Origin of the sequence: Bacteroides faecis MAJ27 (assembly GCF_900106755.1) — a bacterium.
Taxonomy (GTDB): Bacteria; Bacteroidota; Bacteroidia; order Bacteroidales; family Bacteroidaceae; genus Bacteroides; species Bacteroides faecis.
Genome location: NZ_FNNN01000013.1, coordinates 64999 through 77543, shown reverse-complemented (window position 1 = coordinate 77543; position 12545 = coordinate 64999). Strand labels below are relative to the sequence as shown.

Annotated in this window: 12 protein-coding genes; 2 read left to right on the top strand and 10 right to left on the bottom strand. The window is 41.3% G+C overall.

Annotated features, from left to right (window positions below; translation table 11 throughout):
- Positions 1 to 39 precede the first annotated feature (39 nt).
- On the bottom strand, positions 40 to 966 hold the full coding sequence (locus BLW31_RS12705) for a homocysteine S-methyltransferase family protein (RefSeq protein ID WP_010538666.1): 927 nt from the start codon (positions 964 to 966) through the stop codon (positions 40 to 42).
- Positions 967 to 1006: 40 nt separating this feature from the next.
- Positions 1007 to 1828 carry an MBL fold metallo-hydrolase gene (locus BLW31_RS12700; RefSeq protein WP_010538667.1) on the bottom strand — a complete coding sequence of 274 codons (822 nt, stop codon included), beginning with the start codon at positions 1826 to 1828 and terminating at the stop codon, positions 1007 to 1009.
- Between the two features lie 213 nt (positions 1829 to 2041).
- Between BLW31_RS12700 and BLW31_RS12695 the strand changes: the two genes are divergently transcribed.
- On the top strand, positions 2042 to 2587 hold the full coding sequence (locus BLW31_RS12695; protein WP_010538668.1) for a methylated-DNA--[protein]-cysteine S-methyltransferase: 546 nt from the start codon (positions 2042 to 2044) through the stop codon (positions 2585 to 2587).
- Positions 2588 to 2761: 174 nt separating this feature from the next.
- Here BLW31_RS12695 and BLW31_RS12690 read toward each other — a convergent pair whose 3' ends face one another.
- Positions 2762 to 3301 (bottom strand): flavodoxin family protein, encoded by a 540-nt coding sequence (locus BLW31_RS12690; protein WP_010538669.1) that lies wholly within the window; start codon positions 3299 to 3301, stop codon positions 2762 to 2764.
- A 226-nt stretch (positions 3302 to 3527) separates the two neighbouring features.
- On the opposite strand from BLW31_RS12690, the gene BLW31_RS12685 reads away from it, so the two are divergent.
- Positions 3528 to 4217 (top strand): Crp/Fnr family transcriptional regulator, encoded by a 690-nt coding sequence (locus tag BLW31_RS12685; protein ID WP_010538670.1) that lies wholly within the window; start codon positions 3528 to 3530, stop codon positions 4215 to 4217.
- Between the two features lie 90 nt (positions 4218 to 4307).
- Here BLW31_RS12685 and BLW31_RS12680 read toward each other — a convergent pair whose 3' ends face one another.
- From BLW31_RS12680 to BLW31_RS12650, 7 genes are all read right to left on the bottom strand, one after another.
- Positions 4308 to 5597: an alginate export family protein gene (locus tag BLW31_RS12680; RefSeq protein ID WP_029425620.1), complete on the bottom strand. Its 1290-nt coding sequence runs from the start codon at positions 5595 to 5597 to the stop codon at positions 4308 to 4310.
- 7 nt (positions 5598 to 5604) lie between these two features.
- Entirely contained in the window at positions 5605 to 6396 is a 792-nt protein-coding gene (locus tag BLW31_RS12675) for a cytochrome c biogenesis protein (RefSeq protein WP_010538672.1), read from the bottom strand.
- Positions 6393 to 7628, bottom strand: coding sequence for a cytochrome c biogenesis ResB family protein (locus BLW31_RS12670; RefSeq protein ID WP_010538673.1), 1236 nt, complete (start codon positions 7626 to 7628; stop codon positions 6393 to 6395). The genes BLW31_RS12675 and BLW31_RS12670 overlap by 4 nt, the downstream gene beginning before the upstream one ends.
- Positions 7629 to 7640: 12 nt before the next feature.
- Complete coding sequence (nrfA, locus tag BLW31_RS12665; RefSeq protein ID WP_010538674.1) at positions 7641 to 9122, bottom strand: ammonia-forming cytochrome c nitrite reductase; 1482 nt, start codon at positions 9120 to 9122, stop codon at positions 7641 to 7643.
- 44 nt (positions 9123 to 9166) lie between these two features.
- The gene (gene nrfH, locus BLW31_RS12660) at positions 9167 to 9763 is read right to left on the bottom strand and encodes a cytochrome c nitrite reductase small subunit (RefSeq protein WP_022302335.1); all 597 of its coding nucleotides are present in this window, start codon (positions 9761 to 9763) and stop codon (positions 9167 to 9169) included.
- A 103-nt stretch (positions 9764 to 9866) separates the two neighbouring features.
- Complete coding sequence (locus tag BLW31_RS12655) at positions 9867 to 10361, bottom strand: DUF4625 domain-containing protein (RefSeq protein ID WP_010538676.1); 495 nt, start codon at positions 10359 to 10361, stop codon at positions 9867 to 9869.
- Positions 10361 to 12517, bottom strand: a complete 2157-nt coding sequence (locus BLW31_RS12650; protein WP_010538677.1) for a TonB-dependent receptor — start codon at positions 12515 to 12517, stop codon at positions 10361 to 10363. The genes BLW31_RS12655 and BLW31_RS12650 overlap by 1 nt, the downstream gene beginning before the upstream one ends.
- Positions 12518 to 12545 lie beyond the last annotated feature (28 nt).

Below are 12545 nucleotides of genomic sequence, written 5' to 3'. Positions count from 1 at the left end.
TATTCTAAATTTCACAAGAAGACTATATTTAAAGCTGCTTTAAACCACTTTTGATATTCCAGCGATTTCTTCCATGTGCCTGCTGTCTGTTCCACAACACCCACCAAATATTTTAAGATGATAATCTGATTTTAACCTTAAAATAGCCTTACCTAAATCGACTGCCGAAGAAGTACGCAAATTCTTTGCTCCATCCAATTCCTTATATGAAAGTCTGGAAGTATTTGCCTGTATACCCCAAAAGCGATTTTTTACCATCTGTGTTTGATTGAACTTATGAGAAAGTGCTTCGTAAACGATATCAGGATGAACGCAATTTGTCATATAGCACACTGGCTTGTTTGATACATGATTATTAATGTAATATATAGCATCATTAATTGTATGGCCGTCTATCAATTTTCCGTTTCTTTGAATGGTAAAACTGATAATATATGGAATATCTGTATCAGACATAGCGACTGCCATTCCGATAGCCTCCGACAATACAGGCATTATACCCGCATATAAAAAATCAACTCCAACGGATTTGAACAGACTGGCTTGCCAACTGTGAAAGGCTATTGCCTCTTCTTGGTTTAGAGCTCTTTCACTTGTATATGCATCTCCCTTACATCCCATCAAACCACCGATATACATGTTCACATTCACCGTTTCTTTTATTGTACGAAGAAAATCCACATTGTCTGTGATGATGGATTCATTGTATCCAGCCATATAAACCCGCTCTTTGTTGGCCCTTCTTGTTGGAGTTATTGCAAGAAATGGCAACTGATATCTATGTGCAATATCCATATATTCATTCCATAGCGTTTTTAATGCCATTCTGCCTTTTTGCTGATAAATTAGGTCAGCCATTGCAACGGTACCACTGATATCCAAATCAAACTCCCTCTTTAGTCGCTCTCCTAAAGCACCTTCCATCAGTATAAAGGGATAAGAATCTATGCAGTCTTTAAAGTTCATCCAGTTCATTTTTTACATTCTGTCAAGTCATCTTAGATAATTATATCAAAGAATTCGTCTGAATCAAGTTCCCTGTGTGATTATAAAATACTCTATCACCAAACTCCTTATAAAAGAAAGCATATTTATCTACTCCCGTACAATGGCAGACACCCATCTTTTGAGGTAAATATTCATGCAGATAATCAGCAATAATTTTATATTTAAATTCTTCTGCTTTATGAATATGAAAACCACCTAAAAGTAAATTGCAGGGTAGTCCCGGAAATACGGTTCGTACAGTCCGCAATATATTGGTAATACCACGATGAGAACAAGCACTTAAAACAGAAAGTCCTTCAGGCGCAACCAATGTCATAGCTAATTCGTCAGAAAAAGTATCCGGCACTTTAGAACCTTCTTCTTTCTGAATCCAAAACCGTTCAAAATGGGTATCTCTCCGGTCTATAATATCCACAGAAGGGAAAAGAAATACTCCGGGAACTAGCTCAGTCAAATCATCAATAAAATGGAATCGGGAAAGATCAAACGAATGGGTATGCTTTATTCCATTTTCACGTTCATCTTTAAACTTAGGTAAAAACACTTCGCGTTTGCAGGCAACTGTCGCTTTCGTATTCAATTCCATAAAATAACGCAATCCGCCTGTATGGTCACTGTGACCATGAGATAATACCAGATAATCCACCTTTTGCAGATCAATATGTAATAAACGGGCATTACGGATAAATAAATCGGAAGCTCCCGTATCAAAAAGTAATCTATTTTCCGGAGTCTCAATATAGAGTGAAAGCCCATGTTCTGCCTGCAATTTACGTCCATAGACACAATTTTCTACAAGAGTCGTTATTTTATAGTTCATGTAGCTTGGTTATTAATCAAATAATACGAAATAAAAAGTTCTGCTACAAAATTAGAATAATTCTATGGCAGAACAAGCAATCAACCGATTTAAATCCATTGTAGGGGTAAAATCTATTGTTTCAGGCTTTCACTGCCGAATGATTCATTTTGTAGTTTGAATGTAAATAATTACTTTTACATCCATATTTAACCCTTCAAATAAAGAATTAAAATGGAGAAAGAAGAAAAAGGTAAAGCAAAAGCAGTTCAGATACAGTACTATCAATCTCCATGCGGGAAATTGATACTCGGTTCTTTTGAAGACAAACTCTGTATGTGTGACTGGGTGGTGAGTGAAAAACGCAGAGCTGCAATTGACAAACGGATACAAAAAGCCCTAAACGCTCAATATGTAACAGAAAACTCTGAAGTAATCGCAAAAACGATTAGCCAGTTAGATGAATATTTTTCCCGCCAAAGAATAGCATTCGATGTTCCTCTGCTTCTTGTCGGGACGGAATTTCAGAAAAGTGTGTGGAATGAACTGCAAAATATCCCCTATGGAACAACGATATCGTATACTCAATTATCACAAAGGCTGAACAATCCGAAAGCTATCCGTGCAGTAGCCTCTTCTAATGGAGCAAATTCGATTTCAATACTTATTCCTTGTCACAGAGTGATCGGCAGTGACCATAAATTGACCGGATATGCAGGTGGTCTTACAGCCAAAAAGACATTATTGGAGCTGGAATCGAACGAAAGAAGATTATTATAATCAGGGTAATTAAACTGATTTTTTTATACAAATATATATCAAAAAGATAGTGTCGCTATCCCATTACTATAGTGTCACTATCCTACAGGTATAGCGTCACTATATGATCAGTATAGTGACACCATCCCGAAAGTCTGTTATATGATACAGAAAATGCGTATCTAAAACTAACGTTTACACCAATTTCCCCATTTCATAAGCTTCCTGTAGATAGGGAGTATCTTTTATTTCTCCCACCTTCCATGCACCTATTCCATAGATCACTCCTTTCTCCTGTGGATTCTCCAGACAATCAAGGAAACCGCGAAAACCATCAATAGTACGTTCCATCATCGACTTATCATTCTCTGCTGCTGCAATAATAAAATAGAACTCCTTATTCGTAATTTCTGTATAACGTGCACAGCAGCGGTCAATCATAATCTTCATCTGTCCGCACATCGTATAGAAATAAACCGGAGTTGCCATTACAATGACATCAGCCACAATCATTTTCTCTACAATTTCGGCTGCATCATCCTTCTGCGGACATGGCTTACCATACATACTACAAACACTGCATCCCGTACAAGGATGAACCGTTTTGTCTTTCAGAAAAATCTTTTCCACTTCATTACCAGCTTCGAGGGCGCCTTTCTCAAATCCGTCACAAAGCAAATCAGAATTACCGCCCTTTCGCGGACTGGACGAAATAATCAGAACTTTTTTAGACATAACTTTATTACTTTTATCTTTAGTATTTTATTAGTCAGTTTTTTAACTCTGCAAAAATAGACAAATAATAATATAATGAATGTAGATAAATTACAGAGATATGTACCCTAATTACTGATTTTACTTTCTTCATTATCTTATCCACCTTACAAACAATACTTCCTGTATTTTTTTTCTACTAATTTATAATTTATATCTTTGTCCATGATACGAACAACATAGTACAATGAAAAAAATACAGCTGACCAACTCACATAAAGAAAAGCTATTTCAAATCCCTTTATTTCGGGATTTACCTCTGAATATTAAGGAATCTCTGTTAGATAAACTGGAATTCGTCATCTATGCAGCGGATAAAAAAGAAATAGTTGTTACACAAGGCACACCTTGTAACAAACTATATGTGTTATTGGAAGGAAAACTACGTACTGATATCATTGACGGACTAGGAAATGAAGTGATGATTGAGTATATCATTGCACCTCGTACCTTTGCCACTCCCCACCTTTTCAGTTCTAACAATACTTTACCTGCTACTTTCACAGCTTTGGAAGACAGTGTAGTACTTATGGCAACCAAAGATTCCACTTTTAAAGTCATCAGTCAGGACCCTCAGGTATTACACAACTTTCTTTGTATCGCTGGAAATTGTAATATATGCACCGTGTCACGTCTGAAGCCTCTGTCACGCAAGACTGTACGTGAAAGGTTTATTGTTTACTTATTCGAGCACAAAAAGACAGACTCTCTGACAGTGGAAATCATGCATACTCAATCTCAACTTGCCGAATATCTGAATGTGTCACGTCCTGCTTTATCTAAAGAAATTAATAAAATAATCAAGGAAGGACTTATCACAATGGAAGGAAAAAAAATCGAGATTCTGAATAAAATGGCTCTGGAGAAATACTTATAATAAAAAGAAAGTGACACAGCCTCAACTTCAAAGCGGTGCCACTTCCTTATTTCTACCAATGGTTTAATCAGAACCCTGACTAACTTTCAATTACCATTTTGCAAAGAATACTTTCGGATTGATATTTATAGATACCCATCCCCAATCTTGCCAACTATTATGATTGCCCCCTTTCACAAAATCCATCATCTTCGTACCGAGCATGAAAGAGTATCCTGCAGAAAGTTTCACATCTTTCATTATTGTCCAATTGATCTGGTAATCGACTTCCGAACCTAATACCATCTTCAAATCCTCATTAATGTCCATATCGGCAGCCGTAGCAAAATAGTGGTAATTGAGTTCCATATCCACTTTGGAAGAGGGACGTAAACGAATGCCAAGACGACCGTCTATCAATCCGGGAGCTCCATATTTGAAAGCAGAAGCATAAAAATAGTCCATTGCTCCATAGAACTTATGATGCGTACCATAAAGAGGGTCAAACGCCTTAAATTTGTCACCACCACCTTTATCACCACTCAGATAATCAAAACCAACCACTGCACCCCAAGTATTATTGAACGCATAAGCAGCCGTAGCACTAACCATGAAGGCTGAAACTTTCTGAGCATTCTTATTCTTACCCATCTGATAATAAAAAGCACCATCGAAATTCCAACTGCTATTCTTATAAGTAAAGTAAGTTCCCATTGTTTGCAAATAACGGGTGTGAGAGTCTTGCGTGGACTTGTCTCCTGTCTCCAATCCCAAATTCATAAACAACAAAGAAGCTCCGAAAGGAACATTGTCTGCTTTATAGTGATACCAGACCGTCTGCATATTCTTATAAGGCTGACCTGTAGCGGCATCTGAATAATAATAAGTACCACCTGCCGTTTTCTCATCATTCTGATTGAAAGCAAGAATAACATGTAATTCATTCTTCTTATTGGCATACCCCAACTTCAACGCATCATGATAACGTCCGGCTACATTCCAATCCAGCCCACCCAAGATTCGTTCGTCATCATAAGATAAGGTCTGACGACCTAACTGAGCGAAGAAACCTTTTCCAAAATCCAGTTTTGCCCATGCCTCATTCAATATAAATCGCCCATTTTTATCAATCTGCGGGTCTTGTCCCCAGACTCCGACATGTTGCGCCGACATCTTTATTTCTAAATCCGAACGTTTGTAATCCATCGACAGCCGGGCACGGTTATTAATAAATGATGCAGCTTCCTGCCCTTCAAGACGAGGAAACAAGGCACCATTCCGATACTCCGCACGAGGTCTGATTTGCATAGACATCGAAAATTCGTTTTCCTTCTCTGTAGTTTGTGTGTATGCCATGCTTGGCAATAGCATAAGAACGAGTGACCAATAAAATGTTTTCATTGATATTTCAATTTAAGTTATAAGTATGTACACTAACTCCCTGTGCTGATGGAAGATAATTGATTCCATACCAGCACATTTGTAATAAGACAAATGATACTAACAGAATGATTAATGCCGGACGACTCTTCAACGGTCTGCCCAATCTGAAATGGATATACACCAGATAAGAGAACCAGGTAGCTGCCGCCCATGTTTCTTTGGGGTCCCAGGCCCAGTAATGTCCCCAAGCCTCTTTCGCCCAAATAGCCCCTGTCAGCATTCCCAATGTCATAAACGCCAAACCTACATAAGTGAGGTTATCACATAAATCCATTTCTTTCCGTTCAATCTCTTTCTTTTTGAACCAAAGCAGATAAACAGCCATTACCACCGCAGCTCCCAGCATCGCATAAGCAAACATATACACAATGACGTGAGGAGCAAACCACGGGCTCTGCAATGCAGGCATCAATGTTTTATTGTGAATCTCCGGTTTAAAAAGATTGATGCAAATAAATACCAAAGAGAGAATGCAACTGAAACTAAGAATCCATTTATATTTCCAACGCACATACGTTATCAATCCTGCCAACGGAAGAAAGAAGGAATACCATAACCGCGTCTCTCCCATCGTCCGCATCGGAGGACGTTCCAACGAAATCCACATGCCAAGTATAAAACTGAAGAAGATAGCCAGTCCCAACAAAGTAAAACCATAAGTCCATGCCGGCTTCTTGCCTTTCCATGCAGTAAAAGCTCCCAAGCCCCAGCAAATCAATGCGGCTATCGCAAACAGTATAAAATGTTCCCAGCTCATTCCTTATCCTCCCCTTTTCTCTTTTGTGCATTGACAAACAAACAGACAGCTCCGAGCATCATCATGATAATTCCCGCATAAACAACAGGTAACCATGGGTCACGAACCAGTTCAAAGACACTGATATCACTCCATCGCCCTTTCGACTCATCATAACTAAGTTGATAGATTTTCCATCCTTCTATCTCCATCGGACGGTTCACTTCAATCGTACCTTCTGTTATCGTTCCTTCCTGTGTATAGACTTTTACTTCCGACGCAAAGCGCTGCGGTTCCCGTTCCGGCATCACCAGACTCGTCAAAGAGTCAAGACGCAATGCCTTATAAGGAAAGAGAAAACTCCCACAACTCACCCAGCCTTCCTTCGTCTGTTGATTTTTCCGGTTGACAGCTTTCAGATATACTGCATATGTTGCTCCCATCGAATGAAAATCCGTAAACTTCAGTGTGTCTTCAGTAGTCACGGAAGCAGCCATTGGAATAGACTGTTCGACAGACAGTTCCCAATCGAGCAAATGACCATCGGAAACTCCTTCCTCAAGCAATAAATGCACAGGAGACTTTGCGGGAAGTACTCCACCGGTTTCATTATCAATCAACATCAGTTTCGGAGGATATTCGTCAATCGTGAAATCTTTCAGTTCGATAGCCAGCGGAAGTTCTATTAACTTCCCTTTATCATCCGTAGCCCGCCATTCTGCATTTCCCATCCGGGTGGTCATCTTCAACCGTTGCATATCGGCATTTCCCAAAGTAGCCGTAATCAATGCGACAAACAATCCGGTATGATTGAGAAGAAACGAAAGTCTGCCAATTCTGAAAGGGAAACCGGCACGAAGTATCGTTAATCCCAATGCTGTAACCATCCAGAAGTAAAGCAAGACAAAAGGCCAGGACGAAATCATTTGTGAAAATCCCAGCATATCATTCGAAGCATGGCCGGAAGGAGCCTGCCGGATCAGTCCCATTATCACTGTCATACCGACTACCCATACCAAGGAAGAAACAGCGGCAGAATAATGGCTCAACCATCCAAACAGATAGATACGTTTACGAAGGAGGTGCATGGCTATCAAGGCAATGAGGTAAACCACCAACACAATTACATTAACCGGACAAGCAAACAGACTCCAATTGATAGTTCCCACTGACATTTGCAGCAAAGCACCTATCACCAGCAATCCTGCACCAATCACCAGTCCTTCTTTATAACTCCACGGTTTGCTCCACATATATCACCTTTTTTATTTTTGTGCCAGACGTCCGTTAGCCTTTGCTTTCTCCAACCATGCCGGAACAGTCGTTTTCAGGAATTTCTCCTTAGCCGCCCTTTCAGCGTCCATATCAAGACCGATATATTCCTGTGCTTTTGCCTTTGTCGAAATATCCGGCATCGGAACGTCTTCCGTATATCCATGTTTTGCTAAAACCTTAGATACAGCCAGACGAGCCTGCATAGCGCGGTCCAGACCGTGGGAAAGAATCCGCTGAATCTCCTGCGGTGCATGAAAAGAACCTCCATGAGATGCCACACCGAAATCCCAACGCCATTGTGCCTGACGAATCAATGCAAGTACATCTTTCATCTGATCTTCCGTAGCTCCCTTATCCCAAGCAAATTTTGCTTCGATATGCGCTTTCGCCAGTTCCTGTTCCAGACGGTTACGGATTTCATTTGCTTTGCGCTGACGTTCGTAAACATTATTACGTAAGGTTTCTTCACTCTCACGGTGGCAAGTTTGACAAGTACGGTCAATCATTGCCAACGGACTCTGAATATGATGGTCACTGAACTTCACGCCACCCTCACTCTTATAAGGCATGTGACAGTCGGCACAAGAAACACCTCTTTGACCATGAATGCCCATCTGTGCTATTTCATAATCAGGATGCTGCGCTTTCAGAATCGGAGTGCGGCTCAGCTTATGAATATAATCATAGAAACCAGCTTCATCATAATATGCTTCCATATCTTCCACAGTGAAACCTTTATCCCACGGGAAAGTCAAATATTTGCCATCACCCTTGAAGTAATATTCTACGTGGCACTGCGCACAAACCAATGAACGCATTTCCTGTGGAGTAGCTTTAGTGATATCCCTTCCCTGACGTTGGAAGGCTTCGATCAATGCCGGACGGCTGATATGAAGATTCATTGTCTCAGGATCGTGACAGTCGGAACAACCAATCGGGTTCACGATTTCATCACCAAAAGCAGCCCATTTATTATTATAGAAAGAATCTACTCCCAATGCTTCCATCATGCGAGGGACATCCGGGCTCTTACAGGTCCAACAGGTAGACGGCTGAGGTCCATCGTGCGGACCGGCGGGCGAACCGGTACGAAGTGATGCGGTGATATCTTCGATAGCATGCATGTGCCCGCGCGGAGTAGAATAGTCTTTTGAGAATGCATATCCTGCCCACAGAATAACCATCTCCGGACGTTTTTCCAAAGCGTCGACAGCTATATTTCCATTGAATTCACTTTCAAAATCAGTCTTAGCCGTTTCTGTCCAAGTCTGATATTCACGGGGAAAATCATCTTTAAACAGTTCGTTGCGTGCTTCAATTCCTTTGATGACAGTTTTACGGTTATTAAAGATACTGGCGACTTCCGCCCTCCGTTCCATCAACGCAGAAACACATAATCCTAAAACAAAAACAACGACCATTGAACCTCCGAACAATAGCCATCCTTGCCATGATTTTAATTTCTTTTCCATTGTATATCGGTTTTATTATTTTATTACGTAGTTAATGTAGATACTCATTCTTTATGATCGATCATCTTCCGAAGCCACTCCGGTACGGGCGATTCGGGAAGAGGAACAATGGCTCCCGGAGTAGCGGACAGTGAATTCTTACCACCATGAGGCACATCCCGATGACAATCCCAACAAGCCTTTCCATCTCCTGCCATGGACATCATATAATCTATCTTCCCTGTCTTTACGAATTCCGTATTCAGCTGGGTATGGCAACGTATACAATTGTTCATAATCACCTGTGAACTGGCTTCATGAGCTTGTATCACTTGTGGCTCGCTTTTGGTGAGGAAGGCTGCAACGTGCTTCATCCCATCCATTCCCTTGAATGTCCATTTCTTTACTATGTTCTCATGAGGAACATGGCAGTCGTTACAGGTAGCATCCCGTGCATGTGAACTGTGAAACCATGTAGCATAATAAGGAGACATGATGTGACAATTCACACATGCCGCCGGATCATCGCCCAGATATGTATGCGCACGAAGCATGTACATAAATAAAGCTCCTCCGCCCACTATAACACCGCCAATCATGACGGCTATAATCTTTGACCTGTACGAAGGAAAAATTCGGTTTATAAATGGTAACTTCATCATAGTGAAAAAGTATTTTTCACAAAAGTAAAGCTTTGAAAACACAAAAGGTGTAATAACTATTACACCTTTTAAAGAAAATTATACGAATAAAGAAAGTATTTATTTACTCATCGTGATGATGATCATCCTCTTCGGCGGTAGTGCTCAAAACAATATTGCGTGCAATATAAGCTTCATTTCCTGCGGCATCCGTACAATAAACCATCAGATGATAATCACCCGGAGTAGCATTTACCGGAATCACAATATCGTGGTGATGAATATGCGCCGTTTTCTTTCCGGAAATATCATAAGACCTGTTGAAACTGAAATCAACAGTTGCTTCGCCCGTACCGACGGCCCTGCTCTTCCCATGCGAATGGTGATCGAAATTACTATGTATCTCTATCATGTAAGACTTTAACATAACGTCATCCGACAAGTCCATTTCAAAATGTACTCCGTTCTCGCCACCTATTTTTAGTTCCTGTCCTTCTTCCGGTTCGTGCAATTCAATCACCGGTTTGGTAGTATCGCTATCTGAATCGTCACAAGATATAAATGCAAACACTGACATAGCCAAAAGGCTGATTATCGGGAGGTAAAGTTTTGTTTTCATTACAGTAATTTTTTAAATGGGATTTTGATTAATAATTGGAAATTGCGTCCCGGTTCCGGGATTTCTACTTTCCTGTAAAAACTAAGATGATTGTAATATCGCGTATTGAAAATATTGCGGGCGGTCAGGGTTATTTCTATTTTGTTATTCCCACCTACCGGAATATTCAGCGAGCCGCCCAAATGAAACAGGTTGGCGCTCGGTGTACGGTCTTCATTACGGTCTACACGATTCTGACGGGCAATCGATTGCCATTCCGCATAAAACATATAGCGTTTCTTCTGCCATGTCAGAGTATTCCGCATCCCGAACGGAGGAGAAAAACTTAACGGTATATGCTCGTCACAGTTGTAGGTATAAACATATTCACCGGAGATACGGTAATTGAAATGATACGGAAGATCAATGTCTATCGTAGCTTCTGTTCCGGCAAACAGTGCTTCGGCACCTGTATAGCGGTAAATCTGTCCTGCATGCGGCAGAACTGACCATTCGCCCGTAGGACGCAGAAAGATATAGTTGCTGAACCAACTGACAAAAGGAGAAACGGAAACAGAAAGTCCGTGATATCGCAGGTTATAAGAAGCATCCATCTGCCATCCTTGTTCGGATTTCAGAGAAGCATCTCCCTGCTCATGACGAAAAGTACCGTGATGTACTCCATTAGCAGCCAATTCATTGGCCCCCGGTAGTCGAAAGCTACGTCCGATGTTCACTTTTACCATATGTTGTTCGGAGGGTGTCCATACCAGTCCCAAAGAAAAGGAATAGTCGCCGAAATGCTTTTTTACCGGATGGCTGTTCCACTTGTAGAAGTTTATCTGTTCTTCATCATATCCTTGTTTCCGAAGATAATCGGCCAGATAAACGTCCTCATGAGAGGAAATGTCAATATAACCATAATCATATCGCATACCTCCACTGACAGACCAAACATTATCAGGTCTATATGTCGTAAGCCAAAGCAATCCGGTAGTAGAACGATGGTATTCCGGCAACAGGAATGAATAGCCGGAAATATCGTTCTGCTGATGCTGGCCATCCCACCCCAGCGTATGTTCCCATGAAGAAGAACCTATAATACGAGCTTTTACCGAAGCACTATAAGTGTTAAGATCAAAAGCCAGTTCTTTGTCAGGGTTCTTCTCCGGTACAGGCTGCGAGCCGTAATGGGTATGAAAAGCACTCCATTCTTCCCGATGATTATTCTGAAATCCCAAATCACCCGACAGGATTAACTTCTCCCATGCATATTGCTGGTGAGTGGTTACTTTCAGATGATTGACCTTGCTGTAAGGCAGCTCAATATTCCTGCTGTTCCCATCATCTTCTACCCGCGACGCGTCGGGGACACCATGTGCACCCGGAAAGAAGCCTGTCTTCTGATAGACATTACTTACGGAATAGTCCGCTCTATATCCCTTTCGCTGATATTGGGCGAAAAGTCCGATGTTACGTTCTATTCCTGCCGTATTTTTCAGCTTACGCCCATAAACGGGCATCTTCTGAGTCAGGTAGACAATGGTATCCGCAGGAATACGATAATCACCGAAATGTTGTTCGGAATAACGGATTTGCGCATACCAGGCATTCTTTTTAAGACCCAGCATCAACGAACCCGCAAGCGTTCCGTTGACGGACTTCCCCAACAGAGTAACATCACCAAACAGCATATCCACAGAAGGAATCAAAGGAGGGGTTATATCAATCACCCCGCCCATAGCATCACTACCGTAAAGTAACGAGGAAGGACCTTTCAAGACATTGACCGCCCCAATATTAAAGGCGTCCAGTTCTAGCCCGTGATCGGCTCCCCACTGTTGCCCTTCCTGCTTGATTCCATTTTCCAGCACGGCGATCCGGTTGAATCCCATTCCCCTGATCATTGGTTTAGAGAAGCCGGAACCTATGTCCATGGCTTGTACTCCGGGAATGTTCTCCATTGCCTGCATGAAGTTTCCCGTAAAATGTTTGCGCAAAAATTCCTGTTCTACCACTTCAACCGTGAGTGCAGACTTTTTGGCTTGACGTTGCTGATACGACTCCGTCACAACAACATCAGGCAAAAGCATGCTCTTGATTGAATCGGACTTTTGTGCATGGACGGATAAGGTTACAAACAGCCCTATTACGCCCGAAATAATTCCGATACGCATCAATTACAATCTTTTATATAATGTGTAA